This window comes from Micromonospora rifamycinica (assembly GCF_900090265.1).
In the GTDB taxonomy this organism is placed as follows: domain Bacteria; phylum Actinomycetota; class Actinomycetes; order Mycobacteriales; family Micromonosporaceae; genus Micromonospora; species Micromonospora rifamycinica.
In genome coordinates this window covers 1,124,183-1,150,223 of record NZ_LT607752.1, presented here as the reverse complement: position 1 = coordinate 1,150,223, position 26,041 = coordinate 1,124,183, and the positions used below count along the sequence as shown (strand labels likewise).

Genomic DNA, 26,041 nt, shown 5'->3' with positions numbered 1-26,041 from the left:
GAATCGCGGTACGTCCGGCCCGTCGGTCACCGGTGGGTCGGACGTACCGCCTCCCGCCCGGGGTCCGTACGCCTTACGGGCTCCTCGGGTGCGGCTGCGCGTGGCCGGCGGCTCTCCACCCTGAGGAGGAGTAGGGGTCGGCTCCGGGGCGACCCTGGGACTACCCGGAGACCCGCCCTGGGCAGGGCGGAAATGTCGGGGGGACGGGCTAGATTCGGGGCATGACGCAGGGCGAGGACGACCGCTTCCACGTGCGGCTCAGGGTGGCCGACGACGTGGCCGAGCTGCGCGCGGTCGGCGAGATCGACATCGCCACCGTCGGCGCGTTCCGGGCGGCGCTCTGGGCCGCACCGGCCCGTCCGGTGCTCCGGCTCGACCTCTCCGGCGTGCAGGTGCTCTCCGCCGCCGGGGTGCGGGCTCTGGTCGCCGCCCACCTCAGGGTGCGGGCCCGCGGCGGTGAGCTGGTGGTGGTCGACCCCGATCCGGTGGTCGCCCGGGTGCTGCGGGCCACCGGCCTGCACCGGATCATCGCGGTCCGGCACGGCGACGCCCCGGTCGAGGTCACGTACCGCCCCCTGGCCGCCTGCGCCTGACCGCCACGATCCCGCCTCCGGCCCGCGCCGGGTCCGGTAGACGTGCCGGTGGGGCCGCCGGGCGGTGCCGGCGACCCCACCGCAGGTCAGCGGACGCCGATCAGGTCGACGACGAAGACCAGGGTCTCGTTCGGCTTGATGACGCCGCCCGCGCCCCGGCTGCCGTAGCCCAGGTGCGGCGGGATGGTGAGCCGGCGACGGCCGCCGACCTTCATGCCCACCACGCCCTGGTCCCAGCCGGCGATGACCTGGCCGCCGCCGAGCGGGAACTCGAAGGCCTCGCCCCGGTTCCAGGAGGCGTCGAACTCACGGCCGGTGGAGTGGGACACCCCGACGTAGTGCACGTTGGCCAGCTGACCCGGCTGGGCCTCGGGGCCGTCGCCGACCGTGAGGTCCTCGATCACGAGGTCGGCCGGCGGGGCGCCCTCGATCGGACCGATCTCCGGCTTGCCTGCCTGGGGCGTGTTCATCGCTGTCTCCTCCGTCGTCGCACGATCGTCCGGTCGGTGTCGATCCTGCCCGATCGTGACGGGCCGATTCCCGGCGGTCCCGGGGCCGGGAATCCCGACCCGGGGCGGACGCCCGGCGAGGGGCGCCACCGTCGAGGTGGCGCCCCTCGCCGGGCGGTCGGTCACCTGAGCCAGTCGAACCGGCGCACCAGCGGGAGCGTGGCCCAGACCCGGCCGAGACCGAGGGTGTTCCCCGCGCCGACCAGGGCGAGACCGGCCAGCACCGCGGCGTAGATCAGGTGGTCGTCCATGAAGGGGTTGTTCGCGGGAGGCAGGACGGCGGTCCACATCAGCACCATGAGCAGGCCACCGGCGACCGCGGCGAGCCGCATCCCGATGCCGAGCAGCAGGGCCACCCCGATGCCGGCCAGGCCGATCATGAACAGCCAGTCGGCCCAGGCCGCGCCGGCGATGTCTTGGTAGAGCCCCTGGAACGGACCCTTTGCGCCGAAGGCGAGGAAACCCTTGGTCGGGCTGCCGCCGTTGATCCAGGCGTTCTTCGTCTCGGTCTCGTGACCGAGGCCGAACAGCTTGTCCAGGAACGCCCAGAGGAAGATCCAGCCGAGGGCGATCCGGGTGCCGGCCCAGACGTACCGGGCGGCCCGCTGCCGGGTGGTCTCGGTTCCCGCCACCGGTGCGATGGTCCCGGCGGTGGTGTTCCGCTCGATCGTCGCGGTCATGGTCTCCACGTCCCTTCTCTGCCTGGCACCGCACTTCCCGGTGGCAGTTACATTCCACGCCGACGGCGGCCGTCCCGGCAGGGCCGACCGGTCCGTGCCGGGGCGGGACCTAAGTCCCCCGGCACCGGCCTCGGGGCGGGACCTTCGGCCCCGCCGGCCCCGGTCCGTCCGCCTCTGCCCCGACGGGTGGGGCCGGCCCTAGCGTCGGTCGCGAGAGCCCCGAGGAGGTCGTGATGAGGACGTGGCAGGTGGAGGACGTGATGACCCGGGAGGTCGCCACGGTGGGGGAGGAGACCCCCTACCGGGCGATCGTCGACGTGCTGGTCCGGCGCGGCATCAGCGCGGTGCCGGTGGTGGACGGGTTCCGGCGCGTGCTGGGGGTGGTGTCCGAGGCGGACCTGCTGCACAAGGTGGAGCATTCCGGGGCGCAGGAGGAGCGGCGGGTCTTCGTCGGGCGGCGACGCCGGGCCTCCCGGGAGAAGGCGGAGGCGCTGCTGGCGGGGGAGCTGATGACCGCGCCGGCGGTCACCACCCACCCGGGGGCGTCACTGCCGGCGGCGGCCCGGCTGATGGACCGGGAGGCGGTCAAGCGGCTGCCGGTCCTCGACGACCTGGGCCGGCTGGTCGGCATCGTCACCCGCAGCGACCTGCTCCGGGTGCATCTGCGCAGCGACGCCGAGATCCGCGAGGACGTGGTGCAGGAGGTGCTGCGGCGGGTGTTGGCGGTCCGGGACGGGTTGGTCACCGTGCAGGTCCGCGACGGCGCGGTGCGGTTGGACGGCCGGCTGGACCGGCGGACCGCCGCCGAGCTGGCGGTGAAGCTCGCCGGCCAGGTCAGCGGGGTGGTCCAGGTCACCAGCACCATCGGGTACGACCTGGACGACGAGGCGGCGGCCCGGACGCCGGGTGGAGTGACCCCGGTGGCCTGAGTCCGCCCCCACCGCCCCGTCCCCGAGGGGCCACCCCGGTGTCCCCCCCCCGCTCAGGGCACGGCGCTCGCGACGGCCTCCCGGGCGACCGTGGCCACCGGGACGCCCTCCCGGGCCGCCCAGTCGACGGCGTGCCGGACGTCGGCCACCGGCAGCGGCCGTCGGTCGGTCACCGTGACCGCCGTGTGCACCGCGAAGGACACGAACGGGTACGACCGGGCCAGCCCGGCCACCGAGGTGTGCACCTGGCTGGCCACCGCCAGCGCCTCCTGCCGGCTCAGCGACGGCAGGACCAGCAGGTACTCGTCGGGGGCGAGGCGGACCGCCCGGTCGACCGGGCGCAGCGGAGCGGTCAACGCGGCGATCACCGCCTGCGCCTCCCGGGCCGCGCTGCGCCGTCCGAAGCGCTCCGGGGCGCCGGCCGGCTCACCGACCCGTACCCCGATCAGCGCCACCGGCAGGGTGCCGGCGGCGGTCACCCCGTCCCGCCCCGTCCAGCGGTGCAGCGTCGCCTCGTCGACCAGGCCGGACGCGCCCTCCTCCACCACGGCGGCCCGTTCTGGCCCGCCGTGGTGGGCGCGGTCGACCCGCTCGGCCATCAGCCGCAGCGCCGCCTCGGCGCGGCTCTCGCCGGGGGTCGCCGGCAGGTCCAGGACCCGGCGCAGCACCTGGTCGATCGCGGTCAGCGCGGCCGGGGGCAGCCGGTCGCCGAGCAGCGCCCGCAGCCGGATCACCTCGTGCAGCGCCTCGTCCCGCCGGAACCCCCAGTGGCCGGAGAAGAGCCGCCCCTCCTCCAGGGTGCCGGCGACCGTCACCGCCCGCTGGTCCCGAGCCACCAGGCTGGCCCCGAACCGGGGGGTCAACGCGACCACGCTCCACTCCTGGGCCAGCTCCTCGGTCTCCGCCAGCGCCACCGCGTACCCACCGGGCGGCAGCTCCGGCGGTGTCTGTCCGACCAGCCCGACCACGGTGACCGCCGCGCCCGCGGTGATCCGACGGTAGCGCTCCTGCTCCCGCAGGAAGTACGGCATCCGCTGGAACAGGGCGATCACCACCAGCGGGCCGTCCTCGGCGGTGGTCAGCGCCGACCGCTCGATGGCGTGGGAGACCGTGACGAGACTCCGTTTGGTCAACAGTTGGGGGGCCGGTCCGTCGTGCAGCACCCCGTGAGCGTAGAGACACCGGTCGGTGCCCGCACGTGCCGCCCGGTCCCGGCGGTACCGGCGAGGCGGGAACCGGGTCCGGCGTCCTAGACTCCTGCGGTCACCCTCCCCAGCACGGACGGACCGACCGACGATGACGCGTACCGCCACCGACGACGCCCGGCTGCGGCCGGTGCCGGCCGGTGCCGCGCCGCTGGTCGTCCGGGCCGGGCAGGCGGTGTACGGCCCCCGTCGGCTCGGTGACCTGGTGGCGCGGCGGCCGGCCGGGGTCACCGGGCACCAGTGGAGTTCGGCCGTGCGGGAGGAGTTCGACCACGTCGTCTGCGCCGCCGGCACCGGTGTCCCGTTGTTCGCCCTGACCGTCGGCCCCGTCGCGGCGGCCGGTTCGGCGCGGCAGCGGGCCGAGCGGACGTGCGCGGCGGTGTGCGCGGCGGTGGGCCTGCCGGTGCTACGGATCGGCTCGCCGACGCTGCGGGCCGCCGGACACGGCCGCCGGATCGTCACGTACCTGGTCGACGCGCGTGCCTACACCGCCGGTGCGGCCCCGGACGAGCCGGACGACGCCCGGGTCGACTACCGCGACATCGTCGGCCGGCTGCCGGACGGGCGCACCGGCCCGGTCAACGATCTCGGCGCGCTGTCCCGGGCGGCGGCCGTCGAGGCGTACGTGTCGCGGCGGCTCAGTGACCCGATCGTGCGCGGACTGCACGTGCGCTGGCACGGTGCGGTGGCCGAGGGCTGGAGCTGGGTCGAGGTGCGGCCCGGCCGGTGCCTGGTGGAACGGGTCACCGTGCACGGCAGCCGGCTTGACTGCGGGGTGGATCCCGGCCGGCTGGCCGAGGATCTCGCGGCCGTGGCGGTGGGCGACCGGCTGGCCGACGTCGAGTGCGACGACGCCACCCTGCTCGACCGGGACGAGCTGCGCCGACAGATCCGTGCCCTGCGGAACCGGCGTGACGAGCTGAGTACGCCGTTCGCCTTCGACCATCTCTGCGTGGACTGACCCACCGGAACGACCCGCCGTCATTTACCGGCGACGGTTGGTGACATTCCGGCCCGCCCGGAAAACAGTCCCGGTTCCTTCGGATCGTGTTGAACCTTCGCCCGAGCCGGCCCGTACCTAAGCGGGAATGGACAGGATCTTCCCAGCCGCGCCACCCGACGCGGCGGACGGTGCGGAAAGGCATCGTCGGCCATCGACGTGCGACCGGAACGTCGCAGTGCCCCTCGACGGGGGCGACGGACCCGAATGGGCGTCTCCTCGTCGGGGACACGAGTCAGGTACCGGATCGAGAAGGAGAGCAATTCGATGCGCAGGTCCACAGGGGCACGCCGGTCATCCGGTAACGCGCGGAGCAAGCGGCTGCTGGCGGCGGTCGGTGCGCTCGTCGTCTTCGGCGGTATCGCCGCCGTCACCCAGATCTCATCGGCCGGGGACAAGCCGCGGCAGCAGACCCGCAACGTCTCGTCGGCCTGCGTCGCACCGAGCCCCGGTGCCACCTCGCCGAGCGGGCGCGGCAGCACCACCCAGACGTGGCAGAACGGTCGCTGGGTTCGGAACCACTGGGGTGACGGGCAGATGTCCGTCGCCGAATGCCAGGCGGTCAAGGCCGGCAACGCCCCGGTGACCACGCTGGCCTCCACGGTGGCCTGCCCGGAGGTCACCCCGCGGCTGCCGCAGATCCCGGCCCAGGCCAAGGCCGAGGTGGACAAGGAACTGGCCCTGCTCAAGACCCAGATCGACGACGCCAACAAGCGGTTGGCCGCCGAGGGGCGCAACGGGAAGGCGTTCATCGACAACGCCATCCTCGGCCCGCTGGCCGACAAGCGTCGGTCCGCGTTGAACCGGATCGCCACCGCGATCGGCCGGTTCGCCCAGCGCCCGCAGGGCCTGGAGCAGCTCGCCGGCTGCCAGGTGGCGGCCAACAACGGCGGCCAGAACAACGGCGGCAACAACAACGGCGGCCAGAACGGCGGCCAGAACAACGGCGGTCAGAACGGCGGCAACAACAACGGCGGCAACAACAACGGCGGCCAGAACGGCAACAACGGCAACGCGCTGGGCGTGCTCGCCAAGGACTGCGCCAACAGCCGGTTGCAGCCGCACGACGGCTTCCAGAACGGCAACCGCTGCGTCAGCACCGCGTTCGGCGAGGTCGGCGCGGCGGCCAACAACCCGTCGCTGCTGATCACGCAGTTCCCGAACCAGGTGCAGCGCAACCAGGCCTTCAGCCTGAAGGTCTCCACCCGTAACCTGGTCCGGGACCGCTTCCTGGCGGCCGGGCAGGGCGGTTACTACCTGGAGAGCTCGGTACTCAACGGGCAGGGCCTGACCCGTGGTCACTTCCACACCGCCTGCCGGATGCTGCAGAACACCAACCAGGCGCCGTCCAACCCGCAGGACGTCCCGGCGTTCTTCGTGGCCACCGAGGACGGTAAGGGCGGCAACCAGTCCGACGACGTGACCATCCAGATCCCGGGCCTGCCGCAGTCGGGTACGGCGCAGTGCGCGGTCTGGGCCGGTGACGGCTCGCACCGGGTGCCGATGATGGAGCGGGCCAACCAGACCCCCGCCTTCGACGTGGTGCGTATCCGGGTCAACTGACCGACACGGACGACGGCTGCGGGCCGTCCCGGGGGAGACCCCGGGGCGGCCCGCAGCTCTGTGTCGTCCCTCCGGGGTGGGTCGGCAACGGTTTTCGCCGCCCCGCCACCGCGTGGAAATTGTGTACAGCGCAAATGCGCCGGGGGCACGCTGATATCCCAGCGTGACCCCGGCGCACCCGATCGTGATCCGACCTGCCGGTCAGCGGTTCTTCCACGCCTCCACGACCGAGACCGGGATGCGGCCGCGCTCGGAAATCTCGTGGCCGTTCTTGGTGGCCCATTCCCGGATCGCCCGGTTCTGCTCGCGATCCATTCCCGAGACACCGGCCCGAGCTGGGCGGCGGGCCGGACGGCCGGCCTCGACCACACCGCGCCCCATTCGACGGCCAGCGGTGATGTAGGCGTCCAGCGCCTTGCGCAGCACCCCCGCGTTCTCGTCGGAGAGGTCGATGGTGTACGCCGCCCCGTCCAGGCTGAACTCGACGGTCCGATCGGCCTTTCCGCCGTCGAGGTCGTCGGTCAGAACGGTGATTACTTTCCTTGCCATCGCCATTACTCCCTGTGTTGAGCGGGGTGTGCTAAGAGTTTGACGTATCTGACGGCAAATCCGCAACAAAATGCCTCTCCTTCATTTGGCGGGTCGCGCCAATCCTGGGAAATCCCGCACCGGGCAATGCTGGGCACTGCGGTCGGCGGCATCCGGAGTGTGTCCTGGGTCACAGGGTGGAACACGGGGCACGGTTTGTGACTTGAGTGAGACACGCTCAACTAGACCCGATGGCAGGTGTCCGATGGCAACCCTTCCGGTACTTCCCCTCACCGACGTCGTCCTGCTGCCCGGCATGGTCATCCCGGTGACCCTGGACCCGACCACCCAGGCCGCCGTGGACGCGGCGCGGGCCAGCGGCGACAAGACCCTGCTCGCCGTGCCGCGCATCGACGGCGAGTACGGCCCCGTCGGCACGATCGCCACCATCGAGAAGGTGGGCCGGCTCCCCGACGGTGAACCCGCCGCGGTGGTGCGCGGCCTGGCCCGGGCCCGGATCGGCTCCGGGGTTCCCGGCCCCGGCGCGGCCCTCTGGGTGGAGGCCACCCGACTCGACGAACCCGCTCCCGCCGGTCGCGCCCGCGACCTGGCCCGGGAGTACCGCGCCCTGATGACCTCGGTCCTCCAGCAGCGGGGCGCCTGGCAGGTCATCGACGCGATGGAACGGATGACCGACCTGTCCGAACTCGCCGACGCGGCCGGCTACGCGCCCTGGCTCAGCCTGCCGCAGAAGACCGAGCTGCTGGCCGCGCCCGACGTCACCGCCCGGCTGGAGCTCCTGGTCGGTTGGGTGAAGGAGCACCTGGCCGAGCAGGAGGTGACCGAGCAGATCAACAGCGACGTCCGGGAGGGGCTGGAGAAGTCCCAGCGGGAGTTCCTGCTCCGCCAGCAGCTCTCCGCGATCCGCAAGGAACTGGGCGAGGACGAGCCGGACGGTTCCGCCGACTACCGTTCCCGGGTGGAGTCCGCCGACCTGCCGGACAAGGTCCGCGAGGCGGCGCTGCGCGAGGTCGGCAAGCTGGAGCGGGCCAGCGACGCCTCCCCGGAGGCCGGCTGGATCCGCACCTGGCTGGACACGGTGCTGGAGATGCCGTGGAGCACCCGTACCGAGGACAACACCGACCTGGCGGCGGCCCGCGCGGTGCTCGACGCCGACCACGCCGGCCTGGCCGACGTGAAGGACCGCATCCTGGAGTACCTGGCGGTGCGCAACCGTCGGGCCGAGCGCAACCTCGGCGTGGTCGGCGGACGCGGCTCCGGCGCGGTGCTCGCCCTCGCCGGTCCGCCCGGCGTCGGCAAGACCAGCCTCGGTGAGTCGGTGGCCCGTGCGTTGGGCCGCAACTTCGTCCGGGTGTCGCTCGGCGGCGTCCGCGACGAGGCCGAGATCCGCGGCCACCGGCGCACCTACGTGGGCGCGCTGCCCGGCCGGATCGTCCGTGCCCTGCGCGAGGCCGGCTCGATGAACCCGGTGGTGCTCCTCGACGAGGTGGACAAGCTGGCCGTCGGGTACGCCGGCGATCCGGCCGCCGCCCTGCTGGAGGTGCTCGACCCGGCGCAGAACCACACCTTCCGGGACCACTACCTGGAGGTCGACCTCGACCTGTCCGACGTGCTGTTCCTGGCCACCGCCAACGTGGTGGAGACCGTCCCCGGCCCGCTGCTGGACCGGATGGAACTGGTCACCCTGGACGGTTACACCGAGGACGAGAAGGTCGCCATCGCCCGCGACCACCTGCTGCCCCGGCAGCTCCAGCGGGCCGGGCTGACCACCGACGAGGCCACCGTGGCCGACGAGGCACTCGCCCGGATCGCGGGGGAGTACACCCGGGAGGCCGGCGTACGGCAGCTCGAACGGGCGCTGGCGAAGATCCTGCGTAAGGTCGCGGTCACCCTGGCCACCGACCCGGCCCCGGTCCGGGTGGACACCGGCAACCTGGCCCGTTACCTGGGCCGGCCGAAGTTCACCCCGGAGTCGGCGGAGCGGACGGCGGTGCCCGGCGTGGCCACCGGCCTGGCGGTCACCGGCGCGGGTGGCGACGTGCTCTTCATCGAGGCGACCAGCATGGAGGGTGAGCCCGGGTTGACCCTGACCGGGCAGCTCGGCGACGTGATGAAGGAGTCGGCGCACATCGCCTGGTCGTACCTGCGGGCCAACGGACGGCGGTACGGGCTGGACCCGAACGTCCTCGCCGGACACCGGATCCACCTGCACGTCCCGGCGGGCGCGGTGCCCAAGGACGGACCGAGCGCCGGCATCACCATGGTCACCGCGCTGGCCTCCCTGGTGACCGGCCGGCCGGTGCGGCCCGAGTTCGGGATGACCGGCGAGGTGACGCTCTCCGGGCGGGTGCTGCCGATCGGCGGGGTCAAGCAGAAGCTGCTCGCCGCGCACCGGGCCGGACTGACCGAGGTGATCATCCCGGCCCGGAACGAACCGGACCTCGACGACCTGCCCACCGAGGTCCGCGAGGCGCTGACCGTGCACACCCTGGCCGACGTGGCGGACGTGCTGGCCCTGGCGTTGCGCCCGGCCGAGATCGAGGCCGGGGCGCTCGGCGGTCAGCCGGTCGGCGCCGCCTGAGGCGTCCCGTCCGACACACCGTCCCGTCCGAACACCGTCCCCTCTGACGACCGGTCCGTTCCCGACGTCCCGTCCGGGCGTCGGGGGCGGACCGGCCCGTAGCCTGGACGTTCCCGTTTCCCGCATCCGTCACCGCACGGTGGCACCCCCCGGAGGCGATCTTCCGTGAACGTGTTCCTGTGGATCCTGCAGATCCTGCTCGCCGCACTCTTCGCCGGCGCGGGACTGACCAAGCTGAGCCAACCCAAGGAGAAGCTGCGCGACCGGATGAGCTGGGTGGAGAACGTGCCACCCGCCCAGGTCAAGGCGCTCGGCGCGGCCGAGGTGCTGGCCGCGGTCGGGTTGGTCCTGCCCGGCCTCACCGGCATCGCCACGGTGCTCACCCCGCTGGCCGCCGTCGGGCTGGTGATCGTGATGGCCGGCGCGGTCGTGGTGCACGCCCGGGCCAAGGAACACCCCGGCACCGCGCTGACCGCGGTGCTGCTGGTGCTGGCGGCGATCGTGGCCTGGGGCCGGTTCGGGCCGTACCCGCTCTGAGCACCCGCGACCGGCCCGCGCCCCGTCCCGGGCGCGGGCCGGTCACCCGGGGGTGTCAGTGCCCCTCGCCGCCGCGGTCGCGCCGTACGGTCGCCTTGCGGCCCTTGATGGTGCTGTTGCGCAGTCCCGCGATCACCTCGTCGGCGACAGCCTGCGGCACCTCCACGAGGGAGAACCGGTCGGCGATCTCGATCGAGCCGATGTCCCGGCCGCTCACCCGGGTCTCCCCGGTGATCGCACCGACCAGGTCCTGCGGGCGGACCCCGGCGCGGCGACCCAGGCCGATGAAGACCTGCGCGGTGCCGCCGGTACGGGGGCGGCCGCCCCCGCCGCGCCGGTCGCCGCCCCGGCCGTCGAACCCGGGCCGGGACTCGCGGGGCGGGCGGACCGTCACCTGCGGGATCTCCTCCTCGTCGTCGGAGCCGGGCAGGGCCGCCTCGTGGGCCAGCTTGACGGCCGCCAGCGCCACCTCCATCAGGTCGAACTCGTCCGACAGCGACTCCACGATCACCCGGAACGGATCCAGGTCGTCCTCCAGCAGGCTCTCCCGCAGCGCCGCCTGGGTCAGCGCCATCCGGCGGGTCCGCAGGTCCGCCACCGTCGGGATCTTGTCGATGTCGATCCGCTGGCCGGTGACCCGTTCGATGGTCTTGAGCATCCGGTGCTCCCGGGGCTCGGCGAGGGTGATCGCCACCCCTTCCCGACCGGCCCGACCCACCCGGCCGATCCGGTGCACGTACGACTCCGGCGCCGACGGCACGTCGTAGTTGACCACGTGGGTGAGCTGCTCGACGTCCAGCCCGCGGGCCGCCACGTCGGTGGCCACCAGCAGGTCGGCGGTCCCGGCGCGCAGCCGGCCCATCACCCGGTCCCGCTGCTCCTGGCTCATCCCGCCGTGCAGCGCCTCGGCCCGGTAGCCCCGCCCGTTCATGGTCTCGGTCAGCCGGTCGACCTCCTCCCGGCTGCGACAGAACACGATCGCCGCGGTCGGGGACTCCACGTCCAGCACCCGACCCAGCACCGCCGGCTTGTGCGCCCGGGTGACGATGTACGCGCTCTGCCGCACCCGGGGGGCCTCGCCGGCCACCGGTTGCTCGCGGCCGATCTGGATCCGCTCCGGGTCGGTCAGGTGCTTACGGGCCAGGCCGTCGATCCGGGCCGGCATGGTGGCCGAGAAGAGCACCGTCTGGCGTTGCGCGGGGGCGTGCTCCAGGATCGCCTCGATGTCCTCGGCGAAACCCATGTCGAGCATCTCGTCGGCCTCGTCCAGCACCACCGTGGCCAACGACCCCAGCCGCAGGGTGCCCCGGGCGATGTGGTCCAGCGCCCGTCCCGGGGTCGCCACCACCACGTCCACCCCGAGGTCCAGGGCGCGCAACTGGCGGCCGATCGGCTGGCCACCGTAGATCGGCAGCACCCGGGCACCGAGATCCTTGCCGTACCGGTGGAACGCCTCGGAGACCTGGACGGCCAGCTCGCGGGTGGGCACCAGCACCAGCGACACCGGGTCGCCGCCGCTGCGGTCCTCCGGCATCCGCTGCAACAGGGGCAGGGCGAACGCGGCGGTCTTACCCGTACCGGTGGCGGCCTGTCCGAGCAGGTCCCGGCCGGCCAGCAGCAGCGGGATCGCCTCCCGTTGGATCGGGGTCGGCTCCTCGTAGCCGAGTGCGGCGAGGGCGCCCAGCAGTTCGGCGCGCAGCCCGAGATCCACGAAGGCGGGTACGCCGTCGGAGTCGTCGGGCGCGGAGAGGTCGGTCGGTGTAGGTGCGGAACTCATGGGCAAAGTTTTCCATCACCCCCGTCGGGCCGCTGCGCCGACCGGCACAACCGTGCCGGTCGGCACAGCGGCGGCGGGAACCGCCCGATAGCCTGACGGACGTGCGGACGGTCGAGCTGCTCTGCTGTCCGGCGCTGGAGGAGGCGGTCCGCGCCGCCTGGGGCCGGTTGGCCGGGGCGGGGCTGCCCAGCCTGGCGCGGCACGGTCATCCGACGAACCGGCCGCACCTGACCCTGGCCGCGGTGGACGACTTCCCGCCCGGCGCGGCGGACCGGCTCGCCGGGCTCTTCGACGACGCGCTGCCCCTGCCGGTGCGGCTGGACCGGGCGACGGTGCTCGACGGCAGCGCCCCGTTGGTCTGGCCCGTGCGGCCCACCGCGGCGCTGACCGGCCTGCACCGGGCGGTCTGGGCCGCGCTCGACGGCGCGGACGGCCGGCGGCCCTGGCACGCCCCGGGCCACTGGATTCCGCACCTGAGCCTGGCGTTGCGCTTCCGCGACCACGACCGGCGGCTGGCCCGCGCGGTGGTCGACGGCGACCGGCCGGCGGGTCGGTTCGTCGCGGCGCGCAGTTACGACGGCGACACCCGGACGGTGCACCCGTTGGGCGGTGGCTTCCCAACGGAATGACGCTGCTCTATGGTGGGTGGAGCGCTCCCGTCGACGGTCTGTCCGACCGCCCGGCGGATCAATGCTGCGCTGGAGCCCGGTCGGATGGTCACTGCCATCACCACCGGAAGAGGCCCCATGCCCCAGCATCCCCGACGGCGTCCGGTCGCGCTCGCGGCTGCCGCCCTGCTCGCCCTCGGCGGGCTCGCGGCCGTGCCGCAGCTCGCCTCCGCCGCCCCCGACCCCGGCTCACCGGTCAAGGTCAACCAGGTCGCCTACGTGCCAGGGCTGCCCAAGCAGGCCACCGTCGTGAACTCCGCGAACTCCCCGCTCGGCTGGACGCTGCGCAACGCCGGCGGCGCCACGGTCGCCTCCGGGCAGACCACGGTACGGGGCGCCGACGCGCTCTCCGGCGATTCGGTGCACATCGCCGACTTCTCCGCCTACGACACCCCGGGCACGGGCTACGTGCTGTCGGTCGGTGGGAGCAACAGCTACCCGTTCGACATCTCCGCCGACCCGGTCCGCCGGCTGCGCGGTGACTCGCTGGCGTTCTTCTACCACCAGCGCAGCGGCACCCCGATCGACGCCCAGTACGTGGGTTCCCGGTACGCCCGCCCGGCCGGGCACGTCAACGTCGCCCCGAACCGGGGCGACAACAACGTGCCGTGCCGCACCTCCTGCGGTTACACCCTGGACGTGCGCGGTGGCTGGTACGACGCCGGTGACCAGGGCAAGTACGTGGTCAACGGTGGCCTGGCCACCTGGCAGCTCCAGAACATCTACGAGCGGACCCTGCACGTCGCCGGGGCGGACAGGTCGGCCGTCGCCGACGGCACGCTGGCCATCCCGGAGCGGTCCAACGGGGTGCCGGACGTGCTCGACGAGGCCCGCTGGGAGTTGGAGTTCCTGCTCAAGATGCAGGTGCCGGACGGCCGGACCAACGCCGGCATGGTCCACCACAAGATCCATGACCAGAACTGGACCGCGCTGCCCACCCGTCCCGAGCTGGACAGTGAGGCGCGGCTGCTCTCCCCGGTGAGCACCGCCGCCACCCTCAACATGGCCGCGGTGGCCGCCCAGGCGTCCCGGCTGTGGAAGCCGTTCGACGCCGCCTTCGCCTCCCGGGCGCTGGCCGCCGCCGAGAAGGCGTACACGGCGGCGAAGGCCAACCCGAACCGGCTGGCCCCCGCCACCGACAACACCGGCGGCGGCGCGTACGAGGACAACACCGTCACCGACGAGTTCTACTGGGCCGCGGCGGAGCTGTACGCCACCACCGGCAACACCGGCTACCGCAACGACCTCAGCAGCTCCCCGCACGCCCGGGGCGCCAGTTTCACCAGGGGCGCGTACGACTGGAGCTGGACGGCCGGGCTGGGCGACACCACCCTGGCGCTGGTGCCGACCGGTCTGGCCAGTGGCGACGTGAGCGCGATCCGCTCGGCGATCGTCGGCTTCGCCGACCGGATGCTCGCCCAGATCGCCAACCAGGGCTACCCGGCCCCGGGCAGCGGCAACGGCACGTACTACTGGGGTTCCAACGGCGCGGTCGCCAACAACGCCAACGTCCTCGCGGTGGCCTACGACCTGACCCGCACGACGAAGTACCGCAACGGGGCCTTCGCCGCCTACGACTACCTGCTCGGCCGCAACCCGCTCAACCAGTCCTACGTGGCCGGCTACGGCGACAAGCCGGTGCGCAACGTGCACCACCGGTTCTGGGCCAACCAGAACGACGGTTCACTGCCCACCGCGCCGCCCGGCTCGCTCTCCGGCGGCCCGAACAGCGAGTTGCAGGACCCGGTCGTCCAGGCCCAGCTCGGTGGCTGCAAGCCGCAGAAGTGCTTCGTCGACGACATCGGGGCGTACTCGGTCAACGAGGTGGCGATCAACTGGAACTCGGCGATGGCCTGGCTGGTGCACTGGGCGGCCGAGCAGGCGGGCACCGGCACCGGGCCGGACCCGACGCCGACCCCCACGGTGACGCCGCCGCCGACCACCACGCCCCCGCCTACCACCACGCCGCCGCCGGCCGGCGGGTGCGCGGTGACGTACTCGGCGAACAGCTGGAGCACCGGCTTCACCGGTAGCGTCACGCTGACCAACACCAGCGCGGCCGCCTGGTCGTCGTGGCGGCTGACCTTCCGGTTCACCGGTAACCAGCAGATCAGCCAGGGCTGGTCGGGCCGGTTCAGCCAGAGCGGCAGCGAGGTCACGGTGACCAACGAGAGCTACAACGGCGCGGTCGCGCCGAACGCCTCGGTCAACCTCGGCTTCAACGCCTCGTACACCGGCACCAACGCGACCCCGACCGGGTTCGCCGTGAACGGGACGGCCTGCACGCTGCGCTGACCCCACGTCCACCCCGGGCCGCCCGCGCCGCACGGCGGGCGGCCCGGGGTGGTCCGGCGTTCCCACCGACCGGCCGGGGCGGGTCGTGGTCCGGTGCCCGGCGGCCGTGTCCGCACGTCGCCCTTCGGGGGTCGTGGGAGGAATGCTCCTTCTCTGCCGGTTCACAGCGTTTACGGTGCGTTCAGGTTCATCCGCACCGCGTACCGGGAGAGGACCGACCATGCGCGTGCCCAGCCGAAGCCCCGGCCCCCAGCCCGGCGTCACCCCACCCGCCCCGGCCCGGCGGTCGCCCGTGCCGACCCGTGCCGACCGGCTGGTCGCCCCCGACCTCGACGCCTACCGGACGGCGGTCGCGGAACTGCTGGTCGAGGTGGGCGCGCTGGCCGGCGTCACCGCCACCGCCGCCCGTCAGGTGCTGCTCGACGAGCGGCTGCGCGAACCGGCCATCGCCGACGTGCTCGACGCGACCGAGCAGGGCCTGCTCGGCGCCCGCGAGAGCCTGCTGCTGGAGCTGGCCCGGCACCAACCCGACGCCCGCGCCTCGGCCCCGGACCTGACCGCGCTGGTCCGGATCTACCTGCTCTCCCGCATCGACCTCATGTGGTGGCGGGACGCCCCGGTGCTGCGCACCGACGAGCAGGTCGACACCCACCCCGACCTGATCGACCTGGAGTGGCTGCGCCGTCGCAGCCTGCTCGGCTTCCGCTACCGGGAGCAGCCGGCGGGTGTCCTCGGTCGCGGCGTGCGTGGCCTGCGGCAGCGGCTGGTGCCGGAGGCCGCCCCGCGTACCGCCGGGGTGCCCTTCCGGCGGACCCGCCGGGAGATCGTCGCGCTCCTCAACGACCTCGCCCGGGAGTTCGCCCGGTCCGCCCCGCCGGACACCCCGCCGCTGTGGGTGACCAGCCTGGCGCACAGCGCCGAACACCAGTACCGGTTGCGTCGGCTCGGGTACCCGGCCATGCTCCCCAGCGGCCACTGCCTCGGCTGGGCGGTGGACGTGGAGCTGGCCTGGTACGCCCGGTTCGGCGCGCGGGACGTGCTGGCCGAGATCCTGCTGGCCCGACAGGCCGCCGGTGAGGTGAACGTCATCGACGAGGGGTCCACCTGGCACGTCTGCCTGGCCCCGGCCGCCCGGGCCCGGCTGCGCTCGGCGTACGAGGCCGAGATGGGCAGCTGAGGCCGTCCCCGGCAACCCGCCGCGCGGACCGGCCCTGGCACGCCCTCCGGGGTGGGACCGGCCCTGGGGTGCCGTGGGCGCTCCCGCCGGCGGTCAGCCGGCCACCAGCAGGGCCAGCACCGCGGCCAGCGTGGCGAGCACCGCGACCACCGCGCTGGTCGCCACGAACCGGCCCAGCGGCACGGTCACCCCGGCGGCCCGGCAGCGCTCGTACCACAGCAGGGTGGCCAGCGAGGCCCACGGCACCGCCAGCGGGCCGACGTTGGTGCCGATCAGCAGGGCCAGCAGCCGGGTCTCGTCGCCGGGTGGGAGGACCGCCTCGCCGGCCAGGTAGGCGGGCAGGTTGTTGACCAGGTTGGCCAGGAACGCGCCGGTGCCCCCGGCCCGCAGCGCCCCCACCGTGCCCCCGGCCTCGCCGAGCAGCACCGACACCAGGTCGTCCAGCCCGTGCCGGCCGAGGGTCTGCACGACCAGGAACAGGCCGGTCACGAAGACCAGCAGCCGCCAGGGCAGCAGCGCCGGGCGCAGGGTCCGCCGGGAGCGGACCGCGAAGCCGAGCACCACCAGCCCGGCGGCGACGGCGGCGGCGACGCCGATCTCCACCCCGGCCAGGATGCCGGCGACGAGCAGCAGGCATCCGGCGACCGCCGTGCCGAACAGCAGCCGGTCCTCGGGCCGGTGCGGCGTGGGCGGGGCGAACCGGTCCGCGTCGCGCCGACCCCGCCGCCAGTGCCAGAACCACAGCCCCGCCATGGTCACCCCGATCGCCGCGAGCTGCGGTAACGCCATCCTGGCCGCGTACGCCGCCGGGGTCAGGTCGACCCGGTCGGCGGCGAGCAGATTGGTGAGGTTCGACACCGGCAGCAGCAGGCTGGCGGTGTTGGCCAGCCAGACGGTGGTCATCGCCAGCGGCCCCGGGGCGGTGCCCAGCTTACGGGCCAGCGCGATCATCACCGGCGTGAGCAGCACCGCGGTGGTGTCCAGGTTGAGGGTGATGGTGGTGAGCGCGGCGAACCCGACGCAGAGCAGGAACAGCGCGGCGAAGCTGCCCCGGGCGGCGATCGCCAGCCGGGTGGCCAGCACGTCGAACACCCCGGCGACGGCGGTCAGCTCGGCGAGCACCACCACCGCGCCGAGGAAGAGCAGCAGCGGCAGGACGCGGTGCAGCGTCGCCGCGGCGTCGGCCCGGGGGAGCAGGCCGGTGAGCACCGCGCCCAGGCCGGCCAGGGCCAGCCCGATCGCCACCTGGTCCAGCGGGTGCAGCCGTGGACGGCGGGGGCGGTCGGTCGGTACGGGCGGCGGGCCGCCGGCAGGTGTCACGGCGCCTGATCCTCGCACAGCCGGCGCGGGTCCGCCGCCGGACCGCCCGAACGGCCCGACCGTGGTGGCCGGGCCGTCCGGGCTGCCGGGTCACCAGCTCAGGTAGCCGGCCTGGGTCTGGACGTTCAGCTCGGGGATCCGGACCAGGTCGGCCGTCCAGGTCCGCCAGTCGCTGAGCTTCAGTACGTCCAGCCCCTTCTGGATGTCGCTGGAGTAGATGTGCCCGTTGTAGTAGTACGTCGACCAGGCCCCACCGGTGGTGAGCTGGGTGTCCGACAGCGGCCCGCGCTCCCAGAAGCCGATCTCCTTCGGCCGGGTCGAGTCGGTGAAGTCCCAGACCGAGACCCCGCCCTGGTACCAGGCCTGCACCATGACGTCCCGGCCGAGCACCGGGATCAGCGAGCCGTTGTGCGCCACGCAGTTCTCGGTGTCGGCGTTGGCCCGGGGGATCTTGTAGTAGCTGCGGAAGACCATCTTCCGGGCGTCGCCCCGGCCGGTGATGTCGTAGACGGCGTCCGCGCCCCGGGTCGGGCCGACGACCTCGTTGCAGGTGGCCGCGCCGCCGCCACCGAGCTCGTCGGTGAAGACCACCTTGGTGCCGGCGTTGTTGAAGGTGGCCGAGTGCCAGAACGAGAAGTTGACGGTGTCCCGGATCCGGTTGATCACCCGGGGCGCCTCGCGGTCCCGGATGTCCAGCAGGACACCGTCGCCCATGCAGGCGCCGGCGGCCAGGTCCCTGGTCGGGTAGGCGGTGATGTCGTGGCATCCGGTGGTGGCCGAGGTCTGCCCCGGGATGCCCTCGTAGCCGCCGTCCGGGAAGAGGTTCGGCGTGGCCACCACCGCGGCCTCGGTGGGCTCGTGCACCGGGACCTTGACGATCGAGATCGAGTCGTGCGGCGGCTGGCAGTCGGGGTAGTCGGCCCGCGGGCTGTACGACGACACGTACAGGTAGACCGTCCTGCGGTCCTTGCCCGGCACGAGGGTGTGGGTGTGCGAACCGCAGGCGGTCTCCACCGACTTCAGGTAGCGCGGGTTGGCCTTGTCGCTGATGTCGAAGACCTTGATGCCCTCCCAGGACTCCTTCACCGTCGCCGGCTGCGTCGCGCTGGCGCAGGAGTCGTCGGTACGCGAGGAGTCGGTGGAGAGGAAGAGCAGGTCGCCGTAGACCGAGATGTCGTTCTGCGAACCGGGGCAGAGCACCTGCGAGACGATCGTCGGGGCGTTGGGGCGGCCGATGTCGTAGACGACGAAGCCGTTGTAGTTGCCGACGAAGGCGTACCGACCCTGGAAGGCCATGTCGGTGCCGAACGCGCCGGTGGTGTCGAAGGGGGCCTGCTTGGGCAGGTTGGCCACCTGGCGCAGGTTGGGGCTGCTGGAGATCTCGTCCACGCCGAGGCCCGGGGCCGCCGCAGGTACGCCCTGCGTCGTGGTGGCCGGTGCGGCGTTGCCCGCCGGGCTGGTGGCGACGCCGGCCACCAGCAGGCCCGCGGCGATGAGGCCGACGGCTCTCAACTGCCGTCGTCGGGGCAGGGGGAATCTGGTCATCGGCAGAACCCTTCAAAGGGGACGACGCGTGCCGAATACCTTACGCGTCAATGAAGTCTGTCGATGTGATTCACGTCACATATAATCGTGATGGTAAATGGATACGATCGCGGCGACCTCGACCGGAGGGGGAGCCGCATGACCGGCCGACGTGGACGGATCCTGCTCGCCGTCACAGCCGCCGTCGCCGTTCTGCTGTCGATCGGGCTCGCCCTGCGCCCGGAGGACCGGCCGGAGCCGGCGGCGGGCCGCCCGGCCGCCCCGACGCCCACCCTCCCCACCGACGCCCCCGCGGTGATCGTGCCCGGCCGGCCGGGCGAGCCCGCCGTGACCCGGCCCGCGCAGCAGGCCCGTGACGCCGGCCCGCCCCGGTACAACACCCCCGACGTCTGGTTCGTCCGGATGATGATCCCGCACCATCAGCAGGCCCTCCAGATGGCCGAGCTGGCCCCCGAGCGGGCCGCCAGCGTGCAGGTCAAGGCGATCGCCGCCCGGATCCGGGGCGCGCAGGGCCCGGAGATCGGGCTGCTGCGCGGCTGGCTCGACACCCGGGGCCTGCCCGCCGACGAACCCGGCCACGACCACGGCGGGATGCGCGGCATGCCGTCACCCGCGGCGATCCGGCAACTCACCGACGCCCGGGGGACGGCCTTCGACCGGCTCTTCGTCCAGCTGATGACGGCCCACCACGAGGGCGCGGTGGCGATGGCCACCGAACTGCTCTCCGCCGGTGCCGACCAGCAGCTCAACGAGTTCGCCAACGCGGTCGCGACCGAACAGGCCGTGGAGATCGCCCGGCTGCGCGAGCTGGTCTGACCGGCGACCGGCCCGGCCCGCTCCGCGTCGACCGCCGCCCCGACCGGACCCCCCGCCCCGACCGGACCCGCCGCCCCGACCGGACCCGCCGCCCCGACCGGACCCGCCGAGCGTCGGACCCGCCGAGCGTCGGACCCGCCGAGCGGGGGCAGCCGTCCGGGCCGGGGCACTACGCTCGGTCACCGTGAGCCGTACCCTCTTTGGCCGCCCGCTGCGCGGCGTCGCCTTCGACGTCGGCGTCAGCGCCCTGGTGGTGCTCTCCATCCTGGTCACGGCGGCCCAACCCGCGACGTCGGCCGTGCCCGGTGGCTGGGCGGTCGCCCTGGTCGGCCTCGCCATGGCGGTAGCCCTGCTGTTCCGCCGCGGCCACCCGTCACTGGTCGCGACGGTGGTGGCCGGGCTGGCGCTGATCCAGGTGCTCGCCGGCTGGGGTCCACTGCCCTACGACCTCGCCGTGCTGATCGCCCTCTACAGCGTGGTCAAGTACGCCGACCGGCTGCGCGACGGGGTGCTGGCCGGGGCGGTGGCCGCCGTCGGGGTGCTGCTGGCCGCCTCGCAGGCCGGGGCCAACGTCGTCTGGTGGGCCACCGCGATCTACTTCGGGCTGGTCACCGGCGGGGTGTGGCTGGCCGCGCTGAACGTCCGCACCCGCCGCCTCTACGTGCTCAGCCTGGAGGAACGGGCCGCCACCCTGGAGCGGGAGCGCGAGGCGGAGGCCCGCGCGGCGGTGGTCGGCGAACGGGCCCGGATCGCCCGCGAGCTGCACGACGTGGTGGCGCACAGCATGGCCGTGATGATCGTCCAGGCCGACGGGGCACGGCTGCTGTTCGACCGGGATCCGGAGACCGCCCGGCACGCGGTCAAGGTGGTCGCCGACACCGGACGGCAGGCGCTGGAGGAGATGCGGCGGCTGGTCGACGTACTGCGGGAACCCCAGCCGCCGGAGCCGGCGACCGACCCCGACGCGACCGCCCCCACCGGCGACCCGGAACGCCGCCGCGCCACCGTCGCCGAGCTGCCCGCGCTGGTGGGCCGGTTCCGCGACGCCGGCCTGCGGGTCCGCTACCGGGCCGAGGACGTGCCGGCCACCCTGCCCCCCGGGCTCGACCTGACCGTCTACCGGGTGGTGCAGGAGGCCCTCACCAACGCCCTCAAGCACGCCGGCGTCGGCGCGGACGTCACGGTCGGGCTCGGTGTCGAGGACGACCTGGTGGTCCGGGTGACCGACGACGGGCGCGGGCGTACCCCGGTCCGTCCGGCCCCCTCCGGCGGCCACGGCCTGGTCGGGATGCGCGAACGGGTCGGGGTGTACGACGGTCGGCTGGTCGCCGGCCCGCGCAGCGGTGGCGGGTGGCAGGTCGAGGTCCGGCTGCCGCTACCGTCGACCCCGGACCCGGAGGTGATCGCGGCATGACCGTACGAGTGGTGATCGTGGACGACCAGGCGCTGGTCCGGGCCGGCTTCAAGATGGTGCTGGACTCCCAACCTGACCTGGAGGTCGTCGGCGAGGCGATCGACGGCGCGGACGCGCTGCGGGTGCTGGCGACGGTCGAGGCCGACGTGGTGGTGATGGACCTGCGGATGCCGACCATGGACGGGGTGGAGGCGACCCGCCGGATCTGCGCCGCCCCCACCGACGGCCGGCCCCGGGTGCTGGTGCTCACCACCTTCGACACCGAGGCCGACGCGTTCGCCGCGCTCCGTGCCGGAGCCAGCGGCTTCCTGCTCAAGAACGTGCCCCCGGAGGAGCTGCTGGCCGCCATCCGGGTGGTCGCCGAGGGGGACTCGGTGGTCGCCCCGTCGATCACCCGCCGGCTGCTGGACCGGTTCGCCGACCGGCTCGGTCCCGCCCCCGCCGAGGATCCGCGACTGGCCCAGCTCACCGACCGGGAACGGGAGATCCTGCTACTGGTCGCCCAGGGCCTGGCCAACGCCGAGATCGCCGCCCGGGTGCACGTCGCCGAGGCGACCGTGAAGACCCACGTCGGCCGGATCCTGGCCAAGCTCCAGCTCCGCGACCGGGTCCAGGTGGTGGTCCTGGCGTACGAGAGCGGTCTGGTCACCCCCGGCGGCTGAACCGGGTGCGACCAGGGCCGCTGAGCCGGGTACGACCAGGGCCGGCTGGCTCGGGGGCGACAGGGTCGCTGAGCCCGGGTGCGACCCGGGTCGTACGGGTCGCCCCGGTCGGGGACGACCTACGGCGCAGCCGGCCCGAGCGTCCGGGTGGACGCGGGCCGGTCCGGCGCTGCCTAGCGTCGGAGGCGACCCGCATTCCGTCGCCCGGGAGTCCCGATGTCCGTTCCCGTCACCCCTGCCGGCCGCCGCGCGCCGGTCCCGCCCGCCGCCGACCCCCGGGCGCCCGGCCGGTCCGTCGCGGTCACGGTTCCCGCCACCGGTCGGCGGTGACCGCGATGCGGCGACTGACCCTGCGTACGCTGCGCGCCGACGCCCTGCGGCTGCTGCTCTCCTCGGTGGCGATCGTGCTCGGTGTCGCCTTCCTCGCCGGCACGCTGATGCTCACCGACGGCATGCGTGCCGGCGCGTACGAGCGGGCCGGCACCTTCGACCGGCACACCGACCTGGGCGTGTACGCCGGCCGGACCGCCCTGCCGCCGTCCCTGGTAGACCGGGTCCGCACGGTCGACGGGGTGACCGCGGCGGCCGGTGAGCTGACCACCACCGCCGGAGTGGTCGGCGTCGACGGCCGTCCGGTGCTCGGCGTCGGGTTGCTCGCCGCGATCCCCACCGAACCCGCGCTGCGCTCCTACGACGTGGTCGCCGGCCGGCTGCCCGACCGTCCCGGCGAGGTGGTCCTCGACGCGCCCACGGTCGCCGAGGAGGGCTTCGTGCTCGGCGGCGAGGTCGGCGTCGGCGGCGCCACCGGCGCGGCCCGCCCGTACACGCTGGTCGGCACGGTCGACGTGGCCGGCACCAGCCGGGACGTCGGTGGACCGTTCGTCGGGCTGGTCGGCGCGGACGCGTTGGCGGCCAGCGGGGAACCGGGCTACGGCCGGATCATGGTGGCCGGCGTGCCGGGGGTGCCCGGGGCGACCCTGGCCGACCGGGTGACCGCGGTGGTCGGCGGGGACGCCACGGTGAAGTCGCGTCAGCGGATCCTCGACGAGGCCGTCGAGGACGCGGTGCGTGACCTCGACCAGTTCCGGCTGGTGCTGCTCCTCTTCGCCGCGGTGGCGGTGGTGGTGGCCGGGTTCGTCATCGCCAACACGTTCGCCATCGTGCTCGCCCAGCGGGCCCGGCGGACCGCGCTGCTGCGGCTGGTGGGGGCCCGCCGGGGGCAGGTCTTCCGGGCCGCGGTGCTGGAGGCGGTGCTGCTGGGCCTGGTCGGCTCGGCGCTCGGGGTGACGCTCGGCGGTGGGCTGGCCGCCGGGGCGGCGGCCCTGGCCCCCCGGCTCGACCTGCCGGTCTCCGACGGCCTGACGCTGACCGCCCGGACCATCGGGCTCAGCCTGCTGCTCGGCACCCTGGTCACGGTCGGGTCCGCGCTGCTGCCCGCCTGGCAGGGCACCCGGGTGCCGCCGATAGCCGCCCTCACCGCCGCCGCCGGTCAGCCGGCCCGGGGCGCCGGGCGGATCCGGTTGACCGTCGGCGCGCTGGTCGGTGTCGCCGGCCTCGCCGCGCTGGCCGGGGCCGCCGCGGTCGGCCAGATCGCCCTGGTCGCCGTGGGCGGGGTGCTGACCTTCTTCGGCATCGTCCTGTTCGGCCCGTGGTTGGTGCCGGCGCTGGTGCGGGTGCTGGGCCTGCCGTTGCGGCCGGTGCTGGGGGCCACCGGCGCGCTCGCCGTGGCCAACGCGGCCCGCAACCCGCGTCGGGTGTCGGCCACCGCCACCGCCCTGGTGATCGGCATCGGGCTGGTCTCGGCGTTCGTGGTCGGCGCGGGCAGCGTCAAGGTGGGCATCGAGCGCGGGGTCGACGCCCGGATCGGCGTGGACTACGTGGTCACCGGCCTCGGGGGTGAGCTGCCCGCCCGGCTCGCCGGTGAGCTGGCCGCCCGGCCCGAGGTGGGGGTGGTGCACGAGCAGCGCAGCCGGGTCGTCGACGGTGTCGAGGTGCGCTCGGCGCATCCGGCGCTGGTGCGGCGTACCCTCGCCGGGGTGGACGCCGGGGACGTCGCGGACCTGGGGCCGGGGTCGGTGCTGGTGCACCGCGAACTGGCCGCCGCCCGGGGATGGCGGGCGGGCTCGACGGTCACCGTCGCCGGGCGTGCGTTCCGGGTGGCCGCCGTGGTCACCGCCGACGGCCCGACCTCGCCCGGGGTGCCCGCCGGGCACGTGGTCGACCTGGCCGACGCCACGTTCACCGCACTCTACCCCGGTGAACGCGGCCACCTGGTCGAGGTCGACCCGGCGGAAGGGGTGTCCGCCGCACAGGCCCGCGCCGCCGTCGTGACGGTGCTCGCCCGGTATCCCACGGTGAACCTGCTGGACCAGGCGGCCTACAAGAAGTCGCTCACCGGCACAGTGGACATGCTGCTCGCCTTCGTCACCGCGCTGCTCGGCCTGGCCGTGGTGATCGCCCTGGTCGGCGTCGCGAACACGCTCAGCCTCTCGGTGGTCGAGCGGACCCGGGAGAACGCCGTGCTGCGCGCGGTGGGGCTGTCCCGGGGCCGGATGCGCCTGCTGCTGGCCGTCGAGGCGGTGCTGACCGCGCTGGTCGGCGCGCTGCTCGGCACCGCGCTGGGGGTGGCCGTCAGCGCCGGGACGGTGGCCTTCGTGGCCCGGCTGGGCGGGGGCTTCACGCTGGTGCTGCCCTGGGGGCGGCTCGGGCTGATCCTGGTCGTGGCGGTGCTCGCCGCGCTGGCCGCCTCGGTGCTGCCCGCCCGGCGGGCGCTGTCCCGGCCGGTGGTCGAGGCGCTCGGCGTGGAGTGATCCCGGCCGCGGGCCGCCGGCCGGGGTCACGCCACGCCGGCCGGCGGAGAGTGGTCAGAGCCGTTCCACCATCTCGCCCCGGCACCGGTCCCGGGTGTCGAAGACGTACCGGGCGTGCCGGGTGACCAGGTCGTAGTCGAAGCTGTCGTGGTCGGTCACCAGCACCACCGCGTCCGCCGCCGCGACCTCCCGGGCGGTCAGGTCGACCACCACCACCCCGCCCGGGATGTGCTGCGGCGCGGCGTACGGCTCCACCGCGTGCACGTCCGCGCCGAGCGCCTGCAACCGTCGGGCCACGTCCACCGCGGGCGAGTCGCGCATGTCGCCGGTGTTCTTCTTGTACGCGAGCCCGAGCAGCAGCAACCGGGCACCATTGACCGGCCGGCCGATCCGGTTCAACCCGGCCATCACCCGCTGGGTCACGTGCTCGGGCATCTGGTGGTTGATGTCGTCGGCCAGCTCGATGAACCGGAACGGCCGACCCAGGGTGCGCTTGACCTGCCAGGACAGGTAGCAGGGGTCGATCGGCAGGCAGTGCCCGCCGACGCCCGGCCCGGGGCGGAACGGCATGAACCCGAACGGCTTGGACGACGCGGCCTCGATGGCCTGCCAGGCGTCGATGCCGAGGTGATGGGAGGCCATCGCCAGCTCGTTGATCAGCGCGATGTTGACCTGGCGGAAGGTGTTCTCGATCAGCTTGGTCAGCTCGGCGACCCGGGTGGAGTCGACCGGCACGGTCCGCTCGACCAGCCGGCGGTAGAAGCCGTCCACCCGGGCCAGCGACGCCGCGTCGACCCCGGACACCACCTTCGGGGTGTTCTCCAGCCGCCAGGTGGGGTTGCCCGGGTCGATCCGCTCCGGGCTGTAGCCGAGGTGGAAGTCACCCGGGCTGCGCAGTCCGCTCGCCGCCTCCAGCAACGGCCGGAGCAGGTCCTCGGTGGTGCCCGGGTAGGTGGTCGACTCCAGCACCACGGTGCAGCCGGGCCGGACGTACGGGCCGACGGCGGTGCCGGCCTGCTCGACGTAGCTCAGATCGGGGGCACCCTCGCGCAGCGGGGTGGGGACGGTGATGACGCAGATGTCGAAGCCCTCGGCGTCCGGGTACTCGGTGCTCGGCCGGTACCGGCCGCTGGCCAGCGCGCGGCCGAGCCGGTCGGCCGGGATGTCCTCGACGAACGACTCACCGGAGGCGAGCCGCTTGATCCGGTCGGCGTCGACGTCCAGCCCGACCACGTCCAGCCCGGCCTCGACGGCGCGCATGGCCAGCGGCAGTCCGACGTATCCCTGACCGATGACGACGAGCTTCTCTGTGTTCACCTGGGCTCCCGTGGCAGATGTGTCCCGCCGAGGAGCCTAACTGGCGATATGGCGATCTAAGTCCGTTTTGGTATTTCCGGGTGCTCCGGATCCG

General features: G+C 73.9%; 21 protein-coding genes. 13 read left to right on the top strand and 8 right to left on the bottom strand.

The features are described 5' to 3' along the window. Positions 1-221: 221 nt before the first annotated feature. Complete coding sequence (locus GA0070623_RS04865) at positions 222-593, top strand: STAS domain-containing protein (protein WP_067308880.1); 372 nt, start codon at positions 222-224, stop codon at positions 591-593. 86 nt (positions 594-679) lie between these two features. Here GA0070623_RS04865 and GA0070623_RS04860 read toward each other — a convergent pair whose 3' ends face one another. Together GA0070623_RS04860 and GA0070623_RS04855 are read right to left on the bottom strand one after the other, a co-directional pair. Then, positions 680-1,063, bottom strand: coding sequence for an FKBP-type peptidyl-prolyl cis-trans isomerase (locus tag GA0070623_RS04860; protein ID WP_067308883.1), 384 nt, complete (start codon positions 1,061-1,063; stop codon positions 680-682). Positions 1,064-1,224: 161 nt separating this feature from the next. Next, complete coding sequence (locus GA0070623_RS04855) at positions 1,225-1,791, bottom strand: DoxX family membrane protein (protein WP_172898365.1); 567 nt, start codon at positions 1,789-1,791, stop codon at positions 1,225-1,227. A gap of 224 nt (positions 1,792-2,015) precedes the next feature. Between GA0070623_RS04855 and GA0070623_RS04850 the strand changes: the two genes are divergently transcribed. Then, complete coding sequence (locus tag GA0070623_RS04850; protein WP_067308886.1) at positions 2,016-2,711, top strand: CBS domain-containing protein; 696 nt, start codon at positions 2,016-2,018, stop codon at positions 2,709-2,711. A gap of 53 nt (positions 2,712-2,764) precedes the next feature. On the opposite strand, the gene GA0070623_RS04845 is transcribed toward GA0070623_RS04850, so the two are convergent. After that, positions 2,765-3,874, bottom strand: a complete 1,110-nt coding sequence (locus GA0070623_RS04845) for a DICT sensory domain-containing protein (RefSeq protein ID WP_231932664.1) — start codon at positions 3,872-3,874, stop codon at positions 2,765-2,767. 133 nt (positions 3,875-4,007) lie between these two features. Here GA0070623_RS04845 and GA0070623_RS04840 point away from each other — a divergent pair, with 133 nt between their 5' ends. Both GA0070623_RS04840 and GA0070623_RS04835 read left to right on the top strand, forming a co-directional pair. Continuing rightward, positions 4,008-4,877: a hypothetical protein gene (locus GA0070623_RS04840; RefSeq protein WP_067308889.1), complete on the top strand. Its 870-nt coding sequence runs from the start codon at positions 4,008-4,010 to the stop codon at positions 4,875-4,877. Between the two features lie 306 nt (positions 4,878-5,183). Beyond that, positions 5,184-6,479, top strand: a complete 1,296-nt coding sequence (locus GA0070623_RS04835) for a hypothetical protein (protein ID WP_067308892.1) — start codon at positions 5,184-5,186, stop codon at positions 6,477-6,479. A gap of 201 nt (positions 6,480-6,680) precedes the next feature. On the opposite strand, the gene GA0070623_RS04830 is transcribed toward GA0070623_RS04835, so the two are convergent. After that, complete coding sequence (locus tag GA0070623_RS04830; protein ID WP_067308934.1) at positions 6,681-7,028, bottom strand: histone-like nucleoid-structuring protein Lsr2; 348 nt, start codon at positions 7,026-7,028, stop codon at positions 6,681-6,683. A gap of 244 nt (positions 7,029-7,272) precedes the next feature. Between GA0070623_RS04830 and lon the strand changes: the two genes are divergently transcribed. Then, entirely contained in the window at positions 7,273-9,609 is a 2,337-nt protein-coding gene (gene lon / locus GA0070623_RS04825) for an endopeptidase La (protein ID WP_067308895.1), read from the top strand. A 165-nt stretch (positions 9,610-9,774) separates the two neighbouring features. Continuing rightward, complete coding sequence (locus GA0070623_RS04820; RefSeq protein ID WP_067308897.1) at positions 9,775-10,146, top strand: DoxX family protein; 372 nt, start codon at positions 9,775-9,777, stop codon at positions 10,144-10,146. A gap of 55 nt (positions 10,147-10,201) precedes the next feature. Here GA0070623_RS04820 and GA0070623_RS04815 read toward each other — a convergent pair whose 3' ends face one another. Beyond that, a complete protein-coding gene (locus tag GA0070623_RS04815) occupies positions 10,202-11,923 on the bottom strand; it encodes a DEAD/DEAH box helicase (protein ID WP_067308900.1) in 1,722 nt (573 codons plus the stop codon). 101 nt (positions 11,924-12,024) lie between these two features. Between GA0070623_RS04815 and GA0070623_RS04810 the strand changes: the two genes are divergently transcribed. The 3 genes from GA0070623_RS04810 (at position 12,025) to GA0070623_RS04800 (ending at position 16,063) form a co-directional block, all read left to right on the top strand. Continuing rightward, positions 12,025-12,552 (top strand): 2'-5' RNA ligase family protein, encoded by a 528-nt coding sequence (locus tag GA0070623_RS04810; protein ID WP_067308903.1) that lies wholly within the window; start codon positions 12,025-12,027, stop codon positions 12,550-12,552. A gap of 117 nt (positions 12,553-12,669) precedes the next feature. Beyond that, on the top strand, positions 12,670-14,886 hold the full coding sequence (locus tag GA0070623_RS04805) for a glycoside hydrolase family 9 protein (RefSeq protein WP_067308906.1): 2,217 nt from the start codon (positions 12,670-12,672) through the stop codon (positions 14,884-14,886). Positions 14,887-15,106: 220 nt separating this feature from the next. Further along, the gene (locus GA0070623_RS04800) at positions 15,107-16,063 is read left to right on the top strand and encodes a hypothetical protein (RefSeq protein ID WP_067308909.1); all 957 of its coding nucleotides are present in this window, start codon (positions 15,107-15,109) and stop codon (positions 16,061-16,063) included. 93 nt (positions 16,064-16,156) lie between these two features. On the opposite strand, the gene GA0070623_RS04795 is transcribed toward GA0070623_RS04800, so the two are convergent. Further along, positions 16,157-17,383, bottom strand: a complete 1,227-nt coding sequence (locus GA0070623_RS04795) for an SLC13 family permease (RefSeq protein ID WP_067308912.1) — start codon at positions 17,381-17,383, stop codon at positions 16,157-16,159. Positions 17,384-17,473: 90 nt separating this feature from the next. Further along, the gene (locus GA0070623_RS04790) at positions 17,474-18,928 is read right to left on the bottom strand and encodes an LVIVD repeat-containing protein (protein ID WP_067308914.1); all 1,455 of its coding nucleotides are present in this window, start codon (positions 18,926-18,928) and stop codon (positions 17,474-17,476) included. A gap of 138 nt (positions 18,929-19,066) precedes the next feature. Between GA0070623_RS04790 and GA0070623_RS04785 the strand changes: the two genes are divergently transcribed. The 4 genes from GA0070623_RS04785 (at position 19,067) to GA0070623_RS04770 (ending at position 24,630) form a co-directional block, all read left to right on the top strand. Further along, positions 19,067-19,744 carry a DUF305 domain-containing protein gene (locus GA0070623_RS04785; protein WP_089003912.1) on the top strand — a complete coding sequence of 226 codons (678 nt, stop codon included), beginning with the start codon at positions 19,067-19,069 and terminating at the stop codon, positions 19,742-19,744. A 184-nt stretch (positions 19,745-19,928) separates the two neighbouring features. Beyond that, a complete protein-coding gene (locus GA0070623_RS04780) occupies positions 19,929-21,158 on the top strand; it encodes a sensor histidine kinase (protein WP_067310392.1) in 1,230 nt (409 codons plus the stop codon). Continuing rightward, on the top strand, positions 21,155-21,820 hold the full coding sequence (locus GA0070623_RS04775) for a response regulator (protein WP_067310389.1): 666 nt from the start codon (positions 21,155-21,157) through the stop codon (positions 21,818-21,820). The genes GA0070623_RS04780 and GA0070623_RS04775 overlap by 4 nt, the downstream gene beginning before the upstream one ends. 335 nt (positions 21,821-22,155) lie before the next feature. After that, positions 22,156-24,630 carry an ABC transporter permease gene (locus GA0070623_RS04770; protein WP_067310406.1) on the top strand — a complete coding sequence of 825 codons (2,475 nt, stop codon included), beginning with the start codon at positions 22,156-22,158 and terminating at the stop codon, positions 24,628-24,630. Positions 24,631-24,684: 54 nt separating this feature from the next. Here GA0070623_RS04770 and GA0070623_RS04765 read toward each other — a convergent pair whose 3' ends face one another. Continuing rightward, positions 24,685-25,947 carry a nucleotide sugar dehydrogenase gene (locus tag GA0070623_RS04765; protein ID WP_067310386.1) on the bottom strand — a complete coding sequence of 421 codons (1,263 nt, stop codon included), beginning with the start codon at positions 25,945-25,947 and terminating at the stop codon, positions 24,685-24,687. Positions 25,948-26,041: the final 94 nt, after the last annotated feature.